The organism is Bacillus sp. UMB0893 (assembly GCF_002858905.1).
GTDB lineage: Bacteria > Bacillota > Bacilli > Bacillales > Bacillaceae > Bacillus_P.
In genome coordinates, this window is the sequence record NZ_PKLB01000001.1 from 1,019,910 (window position 1) to 1,043,610 (window position 23,701).

The 23,701-nt window shown below is 39.0% G+C and carries 21 protein-coding genes; 19 read left to right on the forward strand and 2 right to left on the reverse strand.

The window, feature by feature from the left end; genetic code table 11:
- The first annotated feature begins 46 nt into the window (after positions 1-46).
- From recA to mutL, 14 genes are all read left to right on the forward strand, one after another.
- The gene (gene recA / locus CYJ36_RS05185) at positions 47-1,084 is read left to right on the forward strand and encodes a recombinase RecA (protein WP_101565427.1); all 1,038 of its coding nucleotides are present in this window, start codon (positions 47-49) and stop codon (positions 1,082-1,084) included.
- Between the two features lie 371 nt (positions 1,085-1,455).
- Positions 1,456-3,018, forward strand: a complete 1,563-nt coding sequence (rny, locus tag CYJ36_RS05190; RefSeq protein WP_101565429.1) for a ribonuclease Y — start codon at positions 1,456-1,458, stop codon at positions 3,016-3,018.
- A gap of 93 nt (positions 3,019-3,111) precedes the next feature.
- The gene (locus CYJ36_RS05195) at positions 3,112-3,906 is read left to right on the forward strand and encodes a TIGR00282 family metallophosphoesterase (protein ID WP_101565431.1); all 795 of its coding nucleotides are present in this window, start codon (positions 3,112-3,114) and stop codon (positions 3,904-3,906) included.
- 198 nt (positions 3,907-4,104) lie between these two features.
- A complete protein-coding gene (gene spoVS, locus CYJ36_RS05200) occupies positions 4,105-4,365 on the forward strand; it encodes a stage V sporulation protein SpoVS (protein ID WP_029281188.1) in 261 nt (86 codons plus the stop codon).
- A 150-nt stretch (positions 4,366-4,515) separates the two neighbouring features.
- On the forward strand, positions 4,516-5,433 hold the full coding sequence (locus tag CYJ36_RS05205) for a dipeptidase (RefSeq protein ID WP_101565434.1): 918 nt from the start codon (positions 4,516-4,518) through the stop codon (positions 5,431-5,433).
- A 200-nt stretch (positions 5,434-5,633) separates the two neighbouring features.
- On the forward strand, positions 5,634-7,373 hold the full coding sequence (locus CYJ36_RS05210) for a 2-oxoacid:acceptor oxidoreductase subunit alpha (RefSeq protein WP_101565436.1): 1,740 nt from the start codon (positions 5,634-5,636) through the stop codon (positions 7,371-7,373).
- Complete coding sequence (locus CYJ36_RS05215) at positions 7,374-8,240, forward strand: 2-oxoacid:ferredoxin oxidoreductase subunit beta (RefSeq protein ID WP_101565438.1); 867 nt, start codon at positions 7,374-7,376, stop codon at positions 8,238-8,240.
- A 188-nt stretch (positions 8,241-8,428) separates the two neighbouring features.
- A complete protein-coding gene (gene tdh, locus CYJ36_RS05220; RefSeq protein WP_180850077.1) occupies positions 8,429-9,469 on the forward strand; it encodes an L-threonine 3-dehydrogenase in 1,041 nt (346 codons plus the stop codon).
- 24 nt (positions 9,470-9,493) lie between these two features.
- Entirely contained in the window at positions 9,494-10,672 is a 1,179-nt protein-coding gene (locus CYJ36_RS05225; RefSeq protein ID WP_101565440.1) for a glycine C-acetyltransferase, read from the forward strand.
- A 250-nt stretch (positions 10,673-10,922) separates the two neighbouring features.
- A complete protein-coding gene (gene miaB, locus CYJ36_RS05230; RefSeq protein ID WP_101565442.1) occupies positions 10,923-12,452 on the forward strand; it encodes a tRNA (N6-isopentenyl adenosine(37)-C2)-methylthiotransferase MiaB in 1,530 nt (509 codons plus the stop codon).
- 3 nt (positions 12,453-12,455) lie between these two features.
- Positions 12,456-12,887 (forward strand): RicAFT regulatory complex protein RicA family protein, encoded by a 432-nt coding sequence (locus CYJ36_RS05235; RefSeq protein WP_101565444.1) that lies wholly within the window; start codon positions 12,456-12,458, stop codon positions 12,885-12,887.
- Between the two features lie 516 nt (positions 12,888-13,403).
- Positions 13,404-13,949, forward strand: coding sequence for an outer spore coat protein CotE (gene cotE / locus CYJ36_RS05240; RefSeq protein ID WP_101565446.1), 546 nt, complete (start codon positions 13,404-13,406; stop codon positions 13,947-13,949).
- Positions 13,950-14,317: 368 nt separating this feature from the next.
- Complete coding sequence (mutS, locus tag CYJ36_RS05245) at positions 14,318-16,906, forward strand: DNA mismatch repair protein MutS (RefSeq protein WP_101565448.1); 2,589 nt, start codon at positions 14,318-14,320, stop codon at positions 16,904-16,906.
- Between the two features lie 15 nt (positions 16,907-16,921).
- A complete protein-coding gene (gene mutL, locus CYJ36_RS05250) occupies positions 16,922-18,766 on the forward strand; it encodes a DNA mismatch repair endonuclease MutL (RefSeq protein ID WP_101565450.1) in 1,845 nt (614 codons plus the stop codon).
- Between the two features lie 554 nt (positions 18,767-19,320).
- Here the strand turns inward: mutL and CYJ36_RS05255 are convergent.
- Positions 19,321-20,241, reverse strand: a complete 921-nt coding sequence (locus CYJ36_RS05255; RefSeq protein WP_101565452.1) for a S66 peptidase family protein — start codon at positions 20,239-20,241, stop codon at positions 19,321-19,323.
- Between the two features lie 92 nt (positions 20,242-20,333).
- Between CYJ36_RS05255 and CYJ36_RS24295 the strand changes: the two genes are divergently transcribed.
- Together CYJ36_RS24295 and CYJ36_RS05260 are read left to right on the forward strand one after the other, a co-directional pair.
- Positions 20,334-20,456 (forward strand): DUF6877 family protein, encoded by a 123-nt coding sequence (locus CYJ36_RS24295; RefSeq protein ID WP_257962391.1) that lies wholly within the window; start codon positions 20,334-20,336, stop codon positions 20,454-20,456.
- Between the two features lie 200 nt (positions 20,457-20,656).
- Positions 20,657-20,881, forward strand: a complete 225-nt coding sequence (locus CYJ36_RS05260; RefSeq protein WP_101565454.1) for a hypothetical protein — start codon at positions 20,657-20,659, stop codon at positions 20,879-20,881.
- A gap of 168 nt (positions 20,882-21,049) precedes the next feature.
- On the opposite strand, the gene CYJ36_RS05265 is transcribed toward CYJ36_RS05260, so the two are convergent.
- Positions 21,050-21,529, reverse strand: coding sequence for a hypothetical protein (locus tag CYJ36_RS05265; RefSeq protein ID WP_101565456.1), 480 nt, complete (start codon positions 21,527-21,529; stop codon positions 21,050-21,052).
- A 177-nt stretch (positions 21,530-21,706) separates the two neighbouring features.
- Between CYJ36_RS05265 and CYJ36_RS05270 the strand changes: the two genes are divergently transcribed.
- The 3 genes from CYJ36_RS05270 to hfq all read left to right on the forward strand — a co-directional run bounded on the left by CYJ36_RS05270 (position 21,707) and on the right by hfq (position 23,399).
- Positions 21,707-22,084 (forward strand): YmaF family protein, encoded by a 378-nt coding sequence (locus CYJ36_RS05270; protein ID WP_101565458.1) that lies wholly within the window; start codon positions 21,707-21,709, stop codon positions 22,082-22,084.
- A 112-nt stretch (positions 22,085-22,196) separates the two neighbouring features.
- The gene (gene miaA / locus CYJ36_RS05275) at positions 22,197-23,132 is read left to right on the forward strand and encodes a tRNA (adenosine(37)-N6)-dimethylallyltransferase MiaA (protein ID WP_101565460.1); all 936 of its coding nucleotides are present in this window, start codon (positions 22,197-22,199) and stop codon (positions 23,130-23,132) included.
- Positions 23,133-23,174: 42 nt separating this feature from the next.
- The gene (gene hfq, locus CYJ36_RS05280) at positions 23,175-23,399 is read left to right on the forward strand and encodes an RNA chaperone Hfq (RefSeq protein WP_101565462.1); all 225 of its coding nucleotides are present in this window, start codon (positions 23,175-23,177) and stop codon (positions 23,397-23,399) included.
- Positions 23,400-23,701 lie beyond the last annotated feature (302 nt).

The window sequence follows — 23,701 nt, forward strand, 5'->3', positions numbered from 1 at the left end:
TAAAAGGTATATTATTAATAGGTTGATAACTAAAGGAGGAAACTCAGTGAGTGATCGTCAAGCTGCCTTAGAAATGGCACTGAAACAAATAGAAAAGCAATTTGGTAAAGGTTCAATTATGAAGCTCGGTGAACAGACTGACCGGAAGATCTCTACATCTCCAAGCGGTTCGCTGGCACTTGATACAGCACTTGGTGTTGGCGGATATCCGCGTGGAAGAATTATAGAAATCTATGGACCTGAAAGTTCAGGTAAAACAACTGTTGCTCTTCATGCCATTGCAGAAGTTCAGCAGCAGGGCGGACAAGCAGCATTTATTGATGCTGAACATGCACTTGATCCTGTTTATGCACAAAAATTAGGTGTTAACATAGATGAGCTGCTGCTTTCTCAGCCTGATACAGGAGAGCAGGCGCTAGAAATTGCAGAAGCTCTTGTTCGAAGCGGAGCAGTTGATATTTTGGTCATTGACTCTGTTGCAGCTTTAGTTCCAAAAGCTGAAATTGAGGGTGAAATGGGAGATGCTCATGTTGGTTTGCAAGCGCGTCTTATGTCCCAGGCATTGCGTAAACTTTCCGGAGCAATCAGCAAATCAAAAACAATTGCCATCTTCATTAACCAAATCCGTGAAAAAGTCGGAGTCATGTTCGGTAATCCTGAAACAACTCCAGGCGGACGCGCATTGAAGTTCTATTCCTCTGTACGTTTAGAAGTTCGCCGTGCTGAAACATTGAAACAGGGAAATGAAATGGTCGGAAATAAAACAAAGATCAAAGTCGTTAAAAACAAGGTAGCTCCGCCGTTCCGTGTTGCTGAGGTTGATATTATGTACGGAGAAGGAATTTCAAAAGAAGGCGAAATCGTTGATCTTGGAACTGAAATTGATATCGTTCAAAAGAGCGGGTCATGGTATTCTTATAACGAAGAACGCCTAGGTCAAGGAAGAGAAAATGCGAAAATTTTCTTAAAAGAAAATCCAAGCATCCGTCTTGAAATACAAGAGAAAATCCGCAGCCACTATGGCTTGGATGCGGACGTTACAGTTCCTGAAGGTCAAGAAGAACTGGATCTGTTAGAAGATTAAAAAGAGGCGATATTCGCCTCTTTTTTGTACGCAATCATATGGTTATATTATCAATGTCTATTAAGCAATCCTGACATTTCCTGTTTAAGAAATGAAAGTCAATACCTGAAAATTCTCAATTGCTCTAAAAACGCCAGAATGGCAGGCTTGACAAGAAAATTTCACACATTTACAATTAGGGTGTATTATTATTTTGTTAGAACTTTTAGCGAGGCACTATGAAAGCAAATGTTGACAGCTGCAAACGGATAGTTGCAGAGTCTCCATGAAACCCTTAAGCTTTGTGCTGTATGTTGAAGAACTTTGTACAATATACATGCCGACACTTAAATCTAGCAAGAAACAAGTTCATAGCAAGAGGAGGTGAAATGATGGATCCCATTACAATGATCATCTCCATTTTGCTTGGCCTAATCGTCGGTGCAGTTGTTGGCTATTTTGTTCGTAAATCCTTTGCAGAAGCGAAAATTGCCGGTGCGAAAGGAACAGCTGAGCAGATTCTTGAAGAAGCGAGGCGTGATGCTGAAGCAACGAAGAAAGAAGCGTTGCTGGAAGCTAAGGACGATATTCACAAGCTTCGAACAGAAGCAGAGCAAGAAATTCGTGAACGGCGAAATGAGCTGCAAAAACAAGAAAATCGCTTATTACAAAAAGAAGAGAATCTTGATCGTAAGAATGAATCTTTAGACAAGCGTGAGAACATGCTTGAGAAAAAGGAAGATTCTCTAAATGAAAGACAACAGCATATTGAAGAGATGGAAAGCAAAGTGGACGAGATGGTGCGCAAACAGCAAGCAGAGCTTGAACGTATTTCCAGCTTGACTCGTGAAGAGGCTAAGCAGATCATTCTCGAAAAAGTTGAAAATGAACTTTCACATGATATCGCGGTAACAGTTAAAGAAAGCGAAAACCGTGCGAAAGAAGAATCGGATAAAAGAGCGAAAGAAATTCTTTCCCTTGCCATCCAGCGTTGTGCAGCTGATCATGTAGCTGAAACAACCGTATCTGTCGTTAACCTGCCTAACGATGAGATGAAAGGCCGAATTATCGGACGTGAAGGACGTAACATACGTACACTTGAAACGCTTACTGGGATAGATCTGATTATTGATGATACGCCAGAGGCTGTTATCCTATCTGGTTTTGATCCAATTCGCAGGGAAACCGCCAGAATTGCACTGGACAAGCTTGTTCAAGATGGACGCATCCATCCGGCACGTATTGAAGAAATGGTTGATAAATCTCGCCGCGAGGTTGATGAGTACATTCGTGAAGTTGGTGAGCAGACAACATTTGAAGTTGGTGTTCACGGGCTCCATCCAGATTTAATCAAGATCATGGGCCGGTTGAAGTTCAGAACGAGCTACGGTCAAAATGTTCTAAAGCATTCCATGGAAGTGGCCTATCTATCAGGGCTCATGGCTGCAGAACTGGGTGAAGATGTTACACTTGCCAAACGGGCAGGCTTATTGCACGATATTGGAAAAGCGATTGACCATGAAGTAGAAGGAAGTCATGTTGAAATCGGAGTGGAACTTGCTACTAAGTACAAGGAACATCCAGTGGTCATCAACAGTATTGCTTCCCATCATGGCGATCAAGAGCCAACTTCAATCATTGCGGTTCTGGTTGCTGCAGCAGACGCGTTGTCAGCAGCTCGTCCAGGTGCAAGAAGTGAAACGCTCGAAAACTATATTCGACGTTTAGAGAAGCTAGAAGAGATTTCAGAGTCATACGAAGGTGTCGAAAAATCGTTTGCCATTCAGGCGGGTCGTGAAGTCCGTATCATGGTTAAACCAGATACAATTGACGATCTTCAGGCACACCGATTAGCACGTGATATCCGTAAGCGCATTGAAGAAGAATTGGATTATCCTGGTCATATTAAAGTAACAGTTATCCGTGAAACGAGAGCTGTTGAATATGCGAAATAAAGCGGTGCACTCTGCATCGCTTTATTTTTTTTGCAAACTATGCAAAACTTAAAGCTATGCACACACCATTTCTGAGAGAAGGTTTTATGAAAAATGAAATTATTATTTGTAGGGGATGTAGTTGGATCTCCAGGCAGAGATATGATAAAAGAATATTTGCCAAAGCTTAAGAGAAAATACAGACCTGCACTTACCATCGTAAACGGTGAAAATGCAGCGCATGGCAAAGGGATAACAGAGAAAATCTATCATGAATTGAACCAGGCAGGCGCTCAGGTTGTTACGATGGGAAACCACACATGGGATAAACGTGAAATTTTCGAATTTATTGATGCTTATCCAAATTTAATTCGTCCTGCGAATTTTCCTGAAGGTACGCCTGGCAATGGAATTGCGTATGTTACTTGCGATGGCAAAGAAATTGCAGTCATTAATTTGCAGGGACGAACATTCCTTGCGCCAATTGACTGTCCTTTTAAAAAGGCGGATGAATTAATAGCAGAAGCAAAGAAGAGAACATCGATCATCTTTGTTGATTTTCACGCAGAAGCAACGAGCGAGAAGCAGGCAATGGGATGGTATTTGGATGGTAAAGTGACAGCTGTAGTTGGAACCCACACTCACGTACAGACTGCAGATGAGCGTATTCTTGATCAAGGTACAGCCTTTATTACTGATGTAGGGATGACAGGGCCGTATGATGGCATATTAGGCGTGGAAAGAGACGCAGTGATCAAACGGTTTCTAACAAGCCTTCCCGTTCGCTTTGAGGTAACAGAAGGCAAAACACAGCTCTCTGCTGTTGTCATTGATGTACACGATAAATCGGGAAAAGCCAAGAAAATTGAACGGGTTTTAATCAATGATGATCATATGTTTTTTGAATAGTATATATATTTCAAAATTTTCGAAAAAATGAAGAAACAAGCAGGAATACTAGTTCCCTCTAGTGAATATAGTATCAATGGAATGACTGTGAAAGAGGTTCAGAAGGTTTCAAAAGGGGATGGGCCATCTGAACAGACCTAATAAAGCATGTTCCAATGAACATTCACAATCCATTGAACAATAAGGGGGATACTAGAAATGGAAATATTAAAAGTTTCAGCAAAATCCAATCCTAATTCTGTAGCCGGAGCATTAGCAGGTGTCCTACGTGAAAGAGGTGCAGCGGAAATCCAGGCAATTGGAGCCGGAGCACTGAACCAGGCTGTAAAAGCTGTTGCGATAGCCAGAGGATTTGTGGCGCCAAGCGGAGTAGACTTAATCTGCATTCCTGCCTTTACTGATATTCTTATCGACGGAGAAGAACGAACGGCTATTAAATTAATTATTGAGCCACGTTAAATAGACGAATATTCAACCTGTTTGCTGTCCGAGCAAACAGGTTTGTTTTATATTCTGCAACTCGTGCAGTGCATGAGAATTATTGGAAAGAATGATCCGTATGCTGGCGATTGTCCTTGCGCTTTTCAAATTCGATGGGGGTAATAAGAAATGCGCATATTTGATGCTCATTGTGATTTGCTGTATCAGCTATGGAGAAACACTGAGGTCAGTGAATGGAATAATCATTCGCTGCATGTCACCATCGAAAAATTGTTTCAATTTGGTGCGAAGGTACAGTGTTTCGCTATATTTGTTCCAGTAGAAGCAACAAATAAATTAGAAGCTGCTTTAGCACAGGCAGCCATATTTTTTGAATGTATCGTAAACCGCTATGAAAAAATTAAGCATATTCGTACAAAGCAAGATATTCTGACGTTAAAAAATGATGAAATAGGAGCCATCCTAACGCTAGAGGGCTGTGAAGCGATTGGGCACGATCTAAGCCTGCTTACCATTTTTCATCAGTTCGGAGTCAGAGGCGCTGGCTTGACTTGGAATTTTGCGAATTTACTTGCTGATGGCGCGTTAGAGATTAGAGACTCTGGCTTATCATTGAAAGGAAAACAAATGATTAAGAAAATGAATGATTTTCAAATGTGGACAGACGTATCCCATCTTTCTGAAAGAAGCTTTTGGGATGTCATTCAGTTAGCAAACCACCCAATTGCGAGTCATTCAAATTCGTATACCCTTTGTCCGCATCCAAGAAATCTGAGAGATGATCAAATTCGTGCCCTAGTTCAAAAAAAGGGAATAATCGGGATAACCTTTGTTCCTCAATTTATATCTACCGAGAAGCCTGCAGTGATGAAGAATGTTTTAAATCATGTGGATTATATATGCGGATTGGCAGGAAGTGACGCTGTCGGCTTTGGATCTGATTTTGACGGAATTGAAGAAACGGTAGAAGGGCTTGAAGGGTATGAACAATACTCTTACTTAATAAACACTCTTTTAAAACACTATTCAGAAAGTCAAGTCCGCAAATTGATATACTCAAATTTCGTAAATTCTGTACCTTTTTAAATGAGTTAATCTAAAATTTAAAAAAATTAAAAAAATAACAGCGAAGAACGTGATTATTTCCTTGAAAAGCTTGTTTTTTTTTTGTGAAAGTTCTACAATTGTAAACGTTTAGTACATAATTCTAACAATTTAATCCGTGTGAACGTGTCCTTTTTTGGGCGAAAAATATATGAGTGTTTTTAAGAAGGGGTGTAAGGCACATGATCAGTCAACTTTCATGGAAAGTTGGGGGACAGCAAGGTGAAGGTATTGAAAGTACAGGAGAAGTGTTTTCAATTGCGTTAAACAGAATGGGCTATTATCTATATGGATATCGTCATTTTTCTTCACGAATCAAAGGCGGTCATACTAATAATAAGATAAGGGTCAGTACGACACAAGTCCGTGCGATTTCAGATGATCTTGATATTTTAATAGCTTTTGATCAGGAAACAATAGATGTAAATGTCTATGAACTTCGTAAAGAAGGTCTTGTTATTGCTGATTCCAAGTTCAATCCAGTTATCCCAGATGACTGTAATGCTACATTATTTTCAGTTCCTTTTACTGAAATTGCGACTGAGCTTGGTACATCTTTAATGAAAAACATGGTTGCCATCGGTGCAACCAGCGCTGTACTCGATCTCGGCATTTCACAATTTCAAAATGTCGTACAGGAAATTTACGGCCGAAAAGGGCAGCAAATCGTTGAAAAGAATTTAGAAGCCATTAATAAAGGCTCACAATATATGAAACATGAATTGAATTTTTCACGTGACGATATGTTCCTTGAAAAAGCAGACGGGCAAAAACGAATGTTTATGATTGGGAACGATGCGATTGCTTTAGGGGCAGTCGCAGGCGGAGCTAGATTTATGGCTGCCTATCCAATAACGCCGGCATCTGAAATTATGGAATATCTCATTAAAAAGCTCCCTGATTTTGGCGGAACAGTCATTCAAACTGAAGATGAAATTGCTGCATGTACGATGGCCATTGGTGCAAACTATGCCGGTACCCGCACATTGACAGCTTCTGCAGGACCTGGTTTGTCCCTTATGATGGAAGCGATTGGCCTTTCTGGAATTACAGAGCAGCCTCTTGTAATCATTGATACACAGCGCGGCGGTCCAAGTACAGGACTGCCAACGAAACAGGAGCAATCTGACTTGATGGCAATGATTTACGGAACTCATGGAGAGATTCCAAAGATCGTGATGGCACCGAGCACTGTTCAGGAGGCATTTTACGATACAATTGAAGCTTTCAATCTGGCCGAAGAATATCAATGTCCTGTTATTTTGCTGACAGATCTTCAGCTTTCTTTAGGCAAGCAAACTGTAGAGCCTCTTGAATACGGCAAAATCAAAATTCGCAGAGGAAAGCTTGTACAGGGCGAAGAGCTTCCTGAAATTGATAATAAAGGATACTTTAAGCGATTTGAAGTAACAGAAGATGGCGTTTCACCGCGTGTGGTGCCAGGAATGAAGAATGGCATTCATCATGTAACTGGTGTTGAGCATGACGAAACAGGGAAACCGTCAGAGGTAGCTGTGAACCGCAAAGCGCAAATGGACAAACGTCTTCGGAAGCTTTCGGATATTAGGTTTGACACACCGGTATATCAAAATCTTACTCACGCTGAGCCAGATGTTTTGTTTGTGGGCTTTAATTCCACTAGAGGCACAATTGAAGAAGCCATGATCCGCCTGGAAAATGACGGAGTAAAAGTAAATCATGCTCACGTTCGTTTGCTGCATCCTTTCCCGGCAAAGGAAATGCTGCCGCTTGTAAAGGCAGCTAAAAAAGTTGTTGTCGTCGAGAATAATGCGACTGGACAGCTAGCAAGTCTTATAAAAATGAATGTTGGTCATGCAGAGAAAATTTCCAGTATACTTAAGTATGATGGAAATCCCCTCTTGCCGCATGAAGTTCATTCAAAATGCAAGGAGTTGTTCTAAATGGCTACGTTTAAAGAGTTTAGAAACAATGTAAAACCTAACTGGTGTCCTGGCTGCGGTGATTTTTCCGTTCAGGCTGCGATTCAGCGGGCTGCTGCAAATGCAGGCCTTGAACCAGATCAGCTGGCTGTTGTATCTGGAATCGGCTGTTCCGGACGGATTTCAGGATACATTAATGCGTACGGATTTCATGGCATTCATGGCCGTTCTCTTCCAATTGCCCAAGGGGTTAAAATGGCAAATAAAGACTTAACTGTTATTGCTTCAGGGGGTGATGGCGATGGATTTGCGATTGGAATGGGCCATACCATACATGCCATCAGAAGAAATATTGATGTCACTTATATCGTGATGGACAATCAGATTTACGGTTTAACGAAAGGCCAAACCTCCCCGCGCAGTGATGTCGGATTTAAAACAAAGAGCACGCCTAAAGGTTCGATTGAATCATCATTATCTGTGATGGAAATGGCCCTTACAGCTGGCGCAACGTTTGTAGCTCAAAGCTTTTCAACTGATTTAAAAGACTTGACTTCCATTATCGAAGCAGGTATCAATCATAAAGGGTTCTCATTAATCAATGTTTTCAGTCCTTGTGTAACCTATAATAAAATCAACACATATGACTGGTTTAAAGAAAATCTTACAAAGCTTAGTGACATTGAAGGCTATGATCCATCTAACCGTATGATTGCAATGCAGACACTGATGGAGAGAAACGGACTTGTAACAGGCTTGATCTATCAAAATAAAAATCAGCCATCTTATCAGGAGCTTGTTCATAATTATAGTGAAACACCACTTTCCCAGGCAGATCTTCAAATCAGTGAAGAGAAATTTAATGAATTACTTTCAGAATTTATGTAACAAACGAAAACGTCTATCCGTTTGATAGGCGTTTTTTTACTTTTCATAAAAAAAAAACGAGTTTTTACCTCATGTGTTCATCTGTCTTTTTGAGATGGACATCCCGCTTTACACCATTATTTTTGGATGATAGAATTTCATATGTAATCATAAAAAATGATGGTTCTTGGAGCAAGGGAGTGTTCGTTGTGAATGGAAAAATGAAAGCGATCGTTAAGCATCACAGAGGTTTTGGTGCTCAGCTGCAAATGGTAGACATCCCTCAAATAAAAGAAAATGAAGTATTGATAAAAGTAAAAGCTACTTCAATCTGCGGCACGGATGTTCATATATATACATGGGATGCATGGTCGGAAAGCAGAGTAAATCCGCCATATGTTTTTGGACACGAATTTTCGGGAGAAGTTGTTGAAATTGGAAGTAAAGTAACAAATGTTGAATTAGGAGATTTTGTTTCTGCTGAAACACATTTGGTTTGCTACGCATGTCCGCAATGTTTAACAGGCCAGTATCATATTTGTAAAAATACGAAAATTATCGGTGTTGATACAAATGGCTGTTTTGCGGAATATGTAGCTTTACCTGCAGTGAATCTTTGGAAAAATCCAAAAGAAATGCCGTTTGATGTAGCATCTATCCAAGAACCGATGGGTAATGCAGTGCACACGGTATTAGCAGGAGATGTTGCCGGTAAAAGTGTGGCAGTGATCGGCTGCGGTCCGATTGGGATTATGGCTGTCGGCGTTGCAAAAGCAGCAGGTGCTTCTCAAGTCATTGCGCTTGATTTAAACGATTACCGTTTAAATTTGGCGAAGGAAATGGGAGCAACTACTGTCATTAATTCGAAAAATGAAGATCCATTAGCGAAAATCAATGAATTAACAGATGGCAACTTCGTTGATGTCGTCTGCGAAATGTCAGGTCATCCAATCGCAATGGATCAAGGCTTTAAAATGGTGACAAATGGCGGGCGTGTTTCTATACTGAGCCTTCCTGTCCGTCCGGTTGAAATCGATATTACGAATGATATTGTATTTAAAGGAATTACAGTACAAGGAATTACAGGCAGAAAAATGTATGAAACATGGCAGCAGGTTTCACGATTACTAAAATCTGGACAGGTCGATGTAACCCCATTAATTACGCATCATTTCTCCTTAGAAGATTTTGAAAAAGGCTTCGATTTAATGATTGAAGGAAAATGTGGTAAAGTCGTTTTACACCCATAAAAGAATGAATTTGGAGGGGCTATTATGAAAGGTTTCGAATACTTGCAGGCAGAACTGGACGAAATGAAACAGCAAGGAACATTTCGAACACTGATTCCGCTTGAATCTGACCAGGCTTCAAAAGTTGTTATCGATGGAAAAGAATTAATCCAGTTATCATCAAACAACTACTTAGGCTTAACTACACATTCTCGACTAGTAGAAGCATCAATTAAAGCTGCAGAAAAATTTGGAGCGGGAACAGGTTCTGTACGAACGATTGCAGGCACTTTTACCATGCATGAAGAGCTGGAAACAAAGCTTGCTGAATTTAAGCATACAGAAGCAGCCCTTGTTTTCCAATCAGGATTTACGACAAATCAGGGTGTCCTTTCTTCCATTTTAACAAAAGAAGATGTCGTCATCTCTGACTCTCTGAATCATGCCTCAATCATCGATGGCATCCGTCTGACAAAGGCTGCACGCAAAGTGTATAACCATGTGGATATGGAAGATTTAGAAAGAGCATTAAAAGAATCTGCTGATTACCGAGTTCGTTTAGTTGTAACAGACGGCGTCTTCTCAATGGATGGAAATATTGCTCCGCTTCCTGAAATTGTTGAACTTGCAGAAAAATACGATGCACTTGTGATGGTAGATGATGCACACGCTTCAGGAGTTCTTGGACAAAACGGACGCGGGACGGTAAACCATTTTGGACTTGATGGTCGTGTGCATATCCAGGTTGGAACTTTGAGCAAAGCGGTTGGAGTTTTAGGCGGTTACGTGGCCAGTACCCGGACTCTTATTGATTACCTTATCCAAAAAGGACGTCCATTTCTGTTCAGTACGTCTCATCCTCCAGCAGTTACAGCTGCATGTATCGAAGCGATCAACGTGCTGATTGAAGAGCCTGAACTGATTGAAAAGCTTTGGGAAAATGCGAAATTCTTCAAAAAGGGACTTGAGGACTTAGGATTTGATACAGGAAAAAGCGAAACTCCTGTAACACCAGTTATTGTCGGTGACGAAGCATTATCTCATCGATTCTCAGATAAATTGAGAGAATATGGTGTATTTGCACAAGGCATTGCATTCCCGACAGTTGCAAAAGGTCATGCAAGAGTCAGAACAATTGTAACGGCTGAGCATTCGAAAGAAGAATTGCAAACCGCTTTAGATATTTTTGAAAAAGCGGCAAAGGAATTAAATATTTTAAAATAAGCTTTTTATTAAAAAGAGGGAGTTCCTCTCTTTTTTTATCTCTAGGAGTTTAGTTGCGCTGAATATAGGTTAACCAGTTGGCTCTGCTTATCTTATTCATTTGTTTATTTCCTAGGATTGTTTTACTATAGATATATGTCCTTTCTTGAAATGTATATTGTTTTGTTCATTAGGAATATATATACTATAAAATTGGTATACTCTCACTCCGAGAGTCAGGTTAGAAGGGTTTGAAAGGAGACTGTTTTACATGAATGAAAAGCAGCGTTTGGAATATACGCAAGTAACACCAGCGGACAAAAAATCCGAAAAGGATTACAGCAAGTATTTTCAGGCCGTATACATGCCTCCTTCCTTAAAGGATGCAAAAAAGCGCGGCAAAGAGGAAGTCAAATACCAAAATGATTTCAAAATTTCAGAAGAGTTCAGAGGTTTGGGAAATGGGAAGAAATTTCTCATTCGCACTTATGGATGTCAAATGAATGAACATGACACTGAAGTTATGGCAGGAATCTTTATTGCACTTGGCTATGAGGCAACAAATACTACTGAAGATGCAGATGTTATTCTTCTGAATACGTGTGCGATCCGTGAAAACGCCGAAAACAAAGTTTTTGGAGAAATTGGTCACCTAAAATCTCTTAAAAGAGAGAAACCAGGTCTTCTGATTGGTGTTTGCGGATGTATGTCACAAGAAGAATCTGTTGTAACAAGAATTATGAAAAAGCATCAGCACGTCGATATGATCTTTGGAACACATAACATTCACCGCTTGCCTAACATTTTAAAAGACGCATATATGTCGAAGGAAATGGTTATTGAAGTTTGGTCCAAAGAAGGAGACGTCATTGAAAACCTTCCAAGAGAACGAAAAGGAAATGTCAAAGCATGGGTGAACATCATGTTTGGCTGTGATAAGTTCTGTACGTACTGCATCGTTCCTTACACTCGCGGAAAAGAAAGAAGCAGACGCCCTGAGGAGATTATTCAGGAAGTCCGTCAATTAGCTGCGAGCGGATATAAAGAAATTACACTTCTCGGTCAAAATGTAAATGCATATGGAAAAGATTTTGAAGACATTTCATACGGCCTCGGAGATTTAATGGATGAAATCCGTAAAATCAATGTTCCACGCGTCCGTTTTACAACAAGTCATCCGCGTGATTTTGACGATCATCTGATCGAGGTGCTGGCTAAAGGCGGAAACTTGCTTGATCATATCCATTTGCCGGTTCAGTCAGGCAGCTCTGAGATCCTAAAGCTGATGGCGAGAAAATACGATCGCGAGAAATATATGACGTTAGTCAAAAAAATTAAGGAAGCGATTCCAACAGCTTCATTGACAACTGATATTATTGTCGGTTTTCCAAATGAAACAGATGAGCAATTTGAAGAAACGCTTTCCATGTATCGTGAAGTAGAATTTGACAGTGCATACACATTCATATACTCTCCGCGTGAAGGCACACCTGCAGCAAAAATGCAGGATAACGTTCCAATGGAAGTAAAGAAAGCACGTCTTCAAAAACTGAATGATCTTGTAAAAGAAATTTCAGCTAAGAAAATGATGGAGTATGAAGGTCAGGTTGTCGAGGTTCTAGTAGAAGGCGAAAGCAAAAATAACCCAGATGTATTAGCGGGATATACATCTAAAAGCAAGCTTGTAAACTTTGTAGGTCCTAAATCTTCAGTCGGTCAAATTGTTAAAGTGAAAATCAAAAAAGCAAAAACGTGGTCTTTAGATGGGGAAATGGTAGAAGAAGCGATAGAGGTGAAATAAGGGATGTCATTATATACTAAAGAAGAAATCGTAGCAAAAGCCCGTGAATTAGCACAAATGGTTGCAGACACTAAAGAAGTTGAGTTTTTCAAAAAAGCGGAAGCTCAAATCAATGAAAACCAAAAAATCCGCGAAAAGGTTGCAAGTATTAAAAGTCTTCAAAAACAAGCTGTAAACTTCCAGCATTACAGTAAACAAGAGGCATTGAAGCAAGTAGAAGATAAAATTGATAAAATTCAGGAAGAATTGGATGAACTTCCAATTATTCAAGAATTCAAAGAATCTCAAGTTGAAGTGAATGATATGCTTCAATTGATCGCTGTTACCATTTCAAATCATGTAACAGATGAAATTATCCGTACAACTGGCGGAGATTTGTTAAGCGGTGAAACGGGTTCAAAACTAAATAATTCACCAGGCTCTGCCTGTCACTAAAGAAGAGCACACTGTTTTAAACAGTGTGCTTTTTTATATGGTTAGACGAGCAGAATCGAAATCCAGCAGCGCCAGTAATAAGCGGCTGTCTTGGATGAAAATGGGTTAGAGCCTGATCATCAGAAAAAAGGTCCTGATAAAAATTAAATAGAGACCGATAAATATTGGTGCTCAGCTTTCTATCTCCATTTGCAGAAAGAATCACTTCAAAAATAGCCATCATATAATTAAATTATCTATTTAAACTATGTTCTAAATAATCATCAATGACAATAATACTGGCAGCAAAGGCAAAAACGCCTTTACTGCCAAAACCTTTGTGCCTAACTGACCTTAATGTGCGATTCCGCTTTTCTTTTTAAATTTTAGGCACATATCTGGGCGTACACGCATACAATGAATTATACCGATTCATGTATTGGTGGAACATATTATTTATTCCTTTATATTAGTAGCACAAACCATACTAGCCCAGCATAGGATTAAATGAAGATTGATTGAGGAGGGTATGTACGAATGGCTGAATACAGAGAAATAATCACCAAAGCGGTAGTTGCGAAAGGCAAAAAGTTTACTCAATCCACACACAGTATTTCTCCTTCGCAAAAACCAACGAGCATTCTAGGCGGCTGGTTGATCAACCATAAATATGATGCGAAAAAGGTTGGCAAAACAGTCGAAGTTGAAGGTACTTACGACATCAACGTATGGTATTCGTATGCCGATAATACGAAAACAGAAGTTGTCACTGAAAAAGTTTCTTATGTGGACGTCATCAAGCTAAAATATAAAGATAATAACTTTTTAGACGATGAGCATGAGGTCATTGCAAAAGTCATGCAGCAGCCAAACTGCATGGAGGTAAATATTTCGCCAAGCGGAGGCAAGGTTGTTGTTTCAGCAGAACGCGAATTTCTTGCTGAGGTGGTTGGAGAGACAAAAGTTGTCGTCTCTATCAATACAGAAGCGTTTACAGAATCAGATGATGACTGGGAAGAAGATCTGGATGAAGAATTTGAAGATCTAAATCCTGAATTTTTAGTCGGCGATGATGAAGAATAAAAGGAAACTAGGGAGAATTCATCTTCCTGGTTTTTTTCTTTGGCTGTGTTCGCATTGATTGTTGCTTTTGATTATAAACGTTGTCCGTTGCTTTCCGCTGCAGGCACTTGCTTTCCGCGGGGAGGGTGGGAGCCTCCTCGGCTATGCCTTTTGGGTCTCCAATTTCCCTCTATTTCCCGCAGGAGTCAAGTGCCTGCAGCGTAGATCCACTTAAGGTTTAAACATCTAGTCTAAAAAGCAACAATATTTACGAAAACAGCCTTTCTTTATTAAAAAGAGTTTCAAAGTTTAGCTAAAGCATGAAAACCCCTAGTTATGTTATAATAAAGCTTGTTTTGGAACGTATGCAAATGCAATGGGGGATTACAATGGCTACATATACGCCGATGATACAGCAATATTTAAAAATTAAGGCAGAGTATCAGGATGCCTTTTTATTTTTTCGTTTAGGCGATTTTTATGAAATGTTTTTCGAAGATGCGAAACGTGCATCTGCTGAACTTGAAATTACTTTAACAAGCAGAGATGGAGGTGGCGCTGAACGAATTCCTATGTGCGGCGTACCGTATCATTCTGCTCCAGGATATATAGAAGCACTAATTGAAAAAGGCTACAAAGTAGCTATTTGTGAACAAACTGAAGATCCAAAACAGGCTAAAGGTGTTGTTCGGCGTGAAGTCGTCCAGCTGATTACACCAGGAACCGTAATGAACGGAAAAGGACTTCAAGAACGTGAAAATAATTACTTGGCGTCAGTTACAGCATTCCCTTCTAAGTTTGGTTTTGCCCTTACAGATTTATCAACTGGTGAAAATCAATTGGCTTTGTTAAACAGTTTAGATGATATCATCAATGAAATGTACTCTATGGGAGCAAAGGAACTGGTAGTTGACCATGGATTTCCAGAACAATGGATTAAAAAAATAACTGAGAGATCAAAAATTACGATATCGTTTGAGGGAGAAACGAATACGGATGATTTTGCACCGATAATTGATCATCTTGAGGATTTGAGATTAAAAGAAACGTTTGGCAGACTGCTGAACTATTTGCAAAAAACCCAGAAACGAAGCCTGGATCATCTACAGAAAGTGAAAATTTATCAGCTGCACGACTTTATGAAAATGGACTTGTATTCAAAAAGAAATCTGGAGCTTACTGAAACGATTCGATCTAAAGGAAAAAAGGGTTCGCTGCTGTGGCTGTTAGATGAAACAAAAACGGCAATGGGGGCAAGAATGCTTAAGCAATGGATTGACAGGCCGCTGCTTTCTGAGCAGGAAATAGAAAATCGCCTTCAAATGGTGCAAACCCTGCTTGATCACTATTTTGAACGTGAAGACCTAAGAGAACGATTAAAAGAAGTATATGATCTAGAACGGCTTGCAGGCAGGGTAGCGTTCGGAAATGTAAACGCAAGAGATCTTATTCAATTGAAGAAATCGCTTGAGCAGGTGCCGGCCATACAAGCCGTATTAACCTCTATTAAACAAGAACGTATGAATGAAATAGCCGAGAACATTGATTCTTGTTCAGACCTAACTGAGCTGCTAGAAGCGGCATTAGTAGAAAATCCGCCTCTTTCTATTAAAGACGGTAACATTATGAAAGACGGTTTTCATGAACAGCTTGATCAATTTCGTGATGCGAGCCGAAATGGAAAGTCATGGATTGCCGAGCTTGAACAGCAGGAACGAGTTCGGACAGGCATAAAATCTTTAAAAATAGGCTTTAACCGTGTTTTTGGCTACTATATCGAAGTGACAAGGGCAAATATCCATCTTCTTGAAGAAGGAAGATATACACGCAAACAAACGTTAACAAATGCAGAAAGATTTATCACACCTGAACTGAAAGAAAAAGAAACGCTTATCCTTGAAGCAGAAGAAAAAATGGTGGATATTGAATATGAATTGTTTGTTAACCTCCGTGAACAAGTGAAGCAGTATATTCCAAGATTGCAGGCTTTATCTAAATGCATTAGCGAATTAGACGTGCTTCAGTGCTTTGCCGTGATTAGTGAAAAGAGACACTATTCAAAGCCTTCTTTTTCTAATCAAGAATTATTAATCAAAGAAGGAAGACATCCCGTTGTGGAAAAAGTGATGAATTCACAAGAATATGTTCCTAATGATTGTTCTTTTTCTAAAGAACGCGGGATGCTCCTAATTACGGGCCCTAATATGTCAGGGAAAAGTACGTATATGAGACAGGTTGCGCTAACTGCCATCTTAGCTCAAATCGGCTGCTTTGTTCCTGCAGAAGAGGCTGTTCTGCCGATTTTTGATCAAATTTTCACGAGAATTGGAGCGGCAGATGATCTGATTTCTGGACAAAGCACATTTATGGTAGAAATGCTTGAAGCAAAAAACGCAATCGTTCATGCAACAGAAAATAGCTTAATTCTATTTGATGAAATCGGCCGAGGAACATCGACATATGATGGAATGGCGCTTGCTCAGGCAATTATTGAACACATACATCACTATATCGGAGCAAAAACACTGTTTTCGACACACTATCATGAACTGACAAGTCTATCGGATGAATTACCGCAGCTTCAAAATGTACATGTTTCTGCAATTGAGGAAAACGGAAAGGTTGTTTTCCTTCATAAGATTAAAGAAGGTCCGGCAGACAAGAGCTATGGTATTCATGTAGCAGAGCTTGCAGAGCTGCCTGAAGAGCTGATCAGCAGGGCTAAAGAAATCTTAAAAAGTCTTGAAGCGGAGCAGACAGTGAAGGTACCGCCTGCTGTGATGGTTAATGAAGAAGCATTTAAAAATGATGAAACACAGCTTTCCTTTTTCAATGAAATGCCTAAAAAGAAAGAAAACAAGCAGGTTCCGAAAAAGGACATGCAAGTACTCGACCAAATCCGCTCGATTAATTTGCTTGAAATGACGCCGCTTGATGCAATGAACGAACTCTATCAAATTCAAAAAAAATTAAAATAAAGCTGGGGTAAAAACATGGGGAAAATTATTCGCCTTGACGATTCGCTCTCAAATAAAATTGCTGCCGGAGAAGTAGTCGAACGTCCTGCATCCGTTGTCAAAGAGTTAACGGAAAATAGCATAGATGCCGGCAGCTCTGTTATCGAAATTCATATTGAAGAAGCGGGATTAAGCAAGATCCGGATTATTGATAATGGGGATGGCATTGAGCCGGAGGATTGTTTAAATGCCTTTCACAGACATGCTACAAGTAAAATTAAAGATGAAAATGACCTTTTCAGAATCCGCACGCTTGGTTTTAGAGGCGAGGCATTGCCTAGTATTGCATCTGTCTCTCATGTTGAATTGAAAACAAGTACAGGAGCTGATGCTGGGACAAGAATGGTGCTTTCTGGAGGGAAAGTTGACATTCATGAATCCGCCTCAAGCAGAAAAGGCAGCGATCTTACTGTAACAAATTTGTTTTTTAACACGCCTGCACGATTGAAATACGTGAAAACGGTTCACACTGAGATTGGCAATATCACGGATGTCGTAAATCGGCTTGCACTCTCTAATCCTTCTATCTCTTTTAAGCTTACACATAACGGAAAGCAAATGCTGCATACAAGTGGAAACGGTGATGTACGTCAGGTAATAGCGGGCATTTATGGAATGGCAATTGCTAAGAAAATGATTCCGATTAACCTTCAGTCTCTCGATTTTGAAGTAAAGGGTTTTATTTCCCTGCCTGAAATTACACGTGCATCAAGGAATTATATTTCCACGATTGTGAACGGGCGGTTTATTAAAAATTATCCGCTTGTTAAAGCGATTCAGTCGGGCTATCATACATTGCTTCCGATTGGCAGATTCCCGATCGTCTTCCTTGAAATCAATATGGATCCAATATTAGTAGATGTAAATGTTCATCCTGCAAAAATGGAAGTTAGATTGAGTAAAGAAGCTGAATTAAATGAACTGATTACTTCAGGCATTAAAGATGCTTTTTCACACAAAAAGCTGATTCCTGAAGCCGCACAGCCTAAAAGGAAAGAAAAAAGCTTTGATGAACAGCAGACCTTTTCTTTCAGTCATACTGAAAAAAAACCAATGAATTTATCACCGCAAGTGTCTGAGATAACTGAAAAAAAATCTCTGCCGGTATTCGAATTAGATGAGGAATCAGTTCAAATAGCTCCAAGCATACCGATTATTGAAGAAGAAACTGAAACCTATCATGATACGTTAGAAGAAAATCAAGAATTTCAGGAAACAGCAGCAGCGGAATCCGAATCTAGAGTCCCTGCTCTTTATCCTATTGGGCAAATGCATGGCACGTACATTCTTGCTCAAAATGAAACTGGATTATATATTATCGACCAGCATGCTGCGCAAGAAAGAATCAACTATGAATACTTTAAAGAAAAAGTGGGACAAGTTGAAACAGAGGTTCAAGAGCTTCTTGTTCCAATAACGCTTCACTACTCTGCAGATGAAGCTTTGATAATAAACGAGCAAATGCTTGCATTAGCTGAAGTAGGAATCTTCCTGGAGCCTTTTGGGGGAAACAGCTATATTGTCCGCTCTCATCCGCAATGGTTTCCGCGCGGGGATGAAAAGAATCTGATGGAAGAAATCATTCAGGAAGTTCTTGATCATAAAAAGGCGGATATCAAAAAACTTCGGGAAAAAGCTGCAATCATGATGAGCTGCAAAGCTGCGATAAAAGCAAATCATTACCTAAGAAATGATGAAATGTTTGCCTTGCTTGCGACACTTAGGAAAACAACTGATCCATTCACATGTCCTCATGGAAGACCGATTATCATCCATTATTCTACTTATGAAATGGAAAAGATGTTTAAACGTGTGATGTAGAAAGGTGTGAAGCAGGGGAGGTAATGTTTTGTCCACCTAGTTCCTTAAATACCTTTCTAACTTCATTACATTTTCATCTTCATATTTCTTTGTAATGTGAAGATAAACATCAGCTGTCATGTTGACAGTAGTATGGCCTAAACGTTCACTAACAAACTTATATCTGCGCCACTTTCTAAAAGAATGATTGCATGAATGTGTCATAAACCATGCGGAGAAATGTGGTGCAGTTTTGTTTTTTCTAAATTGTATCTATGATTTTATTCATTCAAAATAATCCCATCGTTTTTTCGTTTGGAGAGGTAATTTAAAAATCTGAATCTATATAGTTTGCACAATACTTCATTTTATTTTTATTTTTTGCCAAGTTTAGTATTTCTTTAGGTCCAAAATTAAAGATTCATCTATAACAATTTTTCTAATACTTGAATTAGTTTTTGTCTTCTTGACAAATTGAAAGGAATCATGAAGCAAATGGCTTCAGGTCAGCATCAGGAAACATTCGATGTATCAAACATCCTTAACCGTACCCGAAAACTACTTTTTTCAAATCACTAAGAAACGGTTGGTTCAAGCACAGTCAATGTAGCATCTGTCGAATTGAGATTAACATTAGCACCAATAGGAATAGCAGCTTTATAAAAGCCATGCCCTGTTGCTAGGTTGACTATCAGTGGTTTTCCCAGGGGGACTAACAAATCATTAATTAAATCATCATAAGTTGTATCATAAGATACTAGGCAATTTGTACATTCTCCCATGATAATACCAAGACAATCTTGAAATTTACCTGACATCAATAATTGAGTTAGATACCGAAAAACCATTGTGGTAGGAGAATGGACCTCTTCTAAAAAAAGTATTTTCCCTTTTGTATTAATTTCATATGGGGTACCAAGAGTATTGACTAAAGAAGTCATATTTCCACCTACTATTTGACCCGTTACATTTCCTGGTACTAAACTCGTTAGGGACATATTCGGTGGATTTTGGATAATCCTGGGAGAAGTCAATGTGGAATTTGCTTCAAAGAATTGATTAAAATTATAAGCAGGTGTCTCAATTCTAAAATCAATAAGCATTAGGCTATGGAACGTAATTAAATTACTAAATTGATACAAACTATTTAGTAATACTGTAATGTCACTATAACCAGATATAATTTTAGGGTTCTCTCTTATGACTTCAAAATCCAGGTAAGGAAGAATAGTCTGAACCCCAGTCCCTCCTCGTGTGGATAGTATCATTTTGACGCTCGGATCTTTGAACATATTCATTACATCTTCGGCTCTTTGCCTAGCAGATGCAGCTGTGATGCCCTCATAAGAATAAACGTACCTTCCAAAAACTATATTAAAGCCGATATCTCTCAAATATTGTACTCTGGCATTAATAGTATTTGCATCAAGAGGGCTCCCAGGTGTAACCAGCCCAATCGTATCACCTCTTTGCAGCATCGGAGGTCTTATTGCCATATTTTCCTCTCCCTGTATTTGATTCATTTATTATTTACGATAATAAAAGGTATTAGAAGGTGATCTGATATATGTCATATTGGAGTGAGGAAATGACTAAATCGAACGCAATTAATGAAATTTCTTCAATAGCGAATCATTTACCTTTCGATGTTTTGCAAGACATTAAACACCGTATTGGGGATTGGTTAGAAAGTGGGGGCAATGAAATTTAAATCTTTTTCTAAGGTATCCACCAGGCAAATCTTATGTATGTACTCGCATATCATAACTTCTTGTGGGATTGGAGCTTTCATTGGTAAACTCCTTTACTCATTTCTATCCATAGATTATACGAATGTATGTTTGTAAAATCATTTGTATTCAAATGTATGTTCGTATATAATTAAAGTACAACAGAGGAGCTGATAATAATATGAAGGGCTTATTAGAAAGATCAAAAGAGCAGCAGGCGCCAGTTGAAATAATTTATCTGTCTGACAAAGGGGCTATTACTCACCGAACAGTAATTGTGAACAAAGTCAAAGAGAATCACATAAAGGCTTTCTGCTTCTCTAAACAGCAGGTCCGTATTTTTAAGCTCGACAATATATTATCAGCTGCAAAGACAAAGAGAAGAGATGGGGTCAAATATGCGTAGCGATAATCTAACGGTGAGGCGTCAGAGGTATTTAATGCTTTGTGAGTTTATAGCTAAAGAGGGGCTGCCGCCTTCATACTCGGATAATTCTACTTATGAGATGGATAAGATATTTAAAAGGATCATATAAAAGGAAAGCCATTGGATGTCTTTCCTTTTTATCTATTATTAATCGAGCTGACTGCAGCTTTTTCCGTATTTAAGAACGTCATATATCGATCTTCCATCAGAAGAATGCGTTTCAGAATACTTTATTGGCAAAAGAGAAAAGAAAACAAAAGAAACAGAAAAATAAACAAATTGATAGAAAAAAATATGCGGTTGAAGGAAGCCTTTATGAATCAACAGATTAATAATCAAGATTGAAGAAAGATTAAACAGGGACCCAGCTGCGTAAACAAGTGCATGTGTGTATCGATTATCCCACTTTAAATTATCGTATTGACAGAATGAATCTAGAAAATAGTATTGATTCACTTCGAATTTTCCAAACTTAAAAAGAAGGTTTCCTCTGCCAAGAATAAAAATGGCCTTTCCCCCAAACATCCAAACGAAAACAAAATGTCCAAGCTGATGAATAAACGCAACAAGAGGCAGTACAAAAAAGAAAGCCCAAAAAAATGAAATCATATCCTCCAGCTGAAACATGAAAATGCGCCTCCTATAATTATTACTAAGGATTAAATTCCCTTACATATCAGATTAAAACTGAAAAATATAAGATGAATTCTTTATACTAGAAATATGAAAATATTTTCCTCATTCATGCGCCTTAATGCTTAAAGACTCATAGCTTATAGCAGAAGAAAAAGAGGAGTGTTCATCATGGAATGTACTCGGCAGCCGCTTCAAATTCCTCACGCGCATTTTTTTCAAGGAGTAACAGAAATGAAAGAAGGCCACTTTCATAATTTGACTGGCTTTAGCAAACCATTAAATGGAAATTCGTATGACGGCCATTTTCACTACATTGAAGGATTAACAACATTCGATAATCAGCATTATCACCGTTATTATGCAAAAACCGGTCCTCCCATTCCAATGCTGGATGGATCTCATTATCATTTGTTTTTTGGGAAATCCTACCGCAATTACACGGACTCGGAACCAACTCAGTTTGGAGGAGTTGTTTATTCTCAGCAGCAGCGCCCTGTTCACCAGCATTTTTACAGCGGGCGTACAAGTGGACCTATCGGATATTAGAAAAAGTGAGTTTGACAGAAACGAAAACTGGAAATAATAAACTGGTATTCACTGATTTAAAGTGATAAGATGTTGAAAAGTGGACTAAATGTAACGAAAGAGTGGTTGCAAGTTGAAGAAAGAAAAGCTGGTCGTAATCATTGGACCAACTGCTGTCGGCAAAACGAATCTCAGTATTCAGTTAGCCAAAAAACTGAATGGTGAAATCATTAGCGGAGACAGTATGCAAGTTTACCGTGAATTAGATATAGGAACTGCAAAAGTTATGCCAGATGAAATGGACGGGATTGAACACCATTTAATCGATATAAAAGACCCGGATGAAGACTTTTCCTCGGCTGAATTTCAGCAAATCGTCCGGCCCTTAATTACAGAAATCCATTCAAAAAAGAAGCTGCCGATCATTGTTGGAGGAACTGGATTATATATTCAGTCTGTCATTTATGATTATCAATTTACTGAAGCAGCGTCTGATCCTGAATTCAGGGAACAGCTTGAAACGCAGAGCAAAAATGACGGAAATGAAGTGCTTCATCAACAGTTAGCAAAGATTGATTCTAAATCTGCAGAAAGAATTCATCCTAATAATGTAAGACGCGTCATCAGAGCGCTTGAAATTTTTCATTGTACGGGTCAAACCATGACAGAATATCTTCAGAATCAAGAACAAATTCTGCTTTATGATGTTGTCATCGTAGGACTTACAATGGAAAGAGAACAGCTTTACACAAGGATTAACCAAAGAGTTGACAGGATGATGGAACAAGGTTTACTCAATGAGGTAACCGCCCTATATCAGGAAGGATTACGCGATTGTCAGTCGATTCAAGCCATTGGCTATAAAGAATTATATGAATACCTCGACGGCTGGATTTCGCTTGATGAAGCCACAAACCAGCTAAAACAAAATTCAAGACGATATGCAAAGCGCCAGCTGACGTGGTTCCGAAATAAAATGGATGTAAAATGGTTTGATATGACTCAGCCATTAGATATGGATAAGAGATTCAATGAAATTTTTACATATATAGCAGGAAAGCTTGACTGAAGCTAGAATACATAACATATAGAGAAAAGAGGAGGACGAAACATGAAGCAATCAGTAAATATTCAAGACCAATGTTTAAATTCAATGCGTAAAGATGGTACATTTGTAACGGTTTTTTTGCTTAATGGATTTCAATTGAGAGGACTTGTTAAAGGGTTTGACAACTTTACGGTTCTTTTAGAAACAGATGGAAAACAGCAGCTTATTTATAAGCACGCAATTTCAACTTTTGCACCGCAGAAGAATATAACGCTTGAATTAGAATAGCTTGATAAGAAAAGCAGCCTCCGTAAATTCGGAGGCTGCTTTTTACACATACGACGAAAATATTTCATCCTGAATCCCAGATGGAAATAGTGAAATTATTTCTCGGGAAAGCGCATAATCCAACAAAACACCTCAAATACTAACAATTTTTTTCGACATTTAAAATTATTTTCATATTTTATATAGGCATCTGTCACGATTTGGGACCATGCGACGTATAGTAGTAAAAGAATGTGAGGTGAACATCTTTGGATCAAGCAGTCACATTTAAAAACAATGGTCAAATTAATGTGATTTTGAAT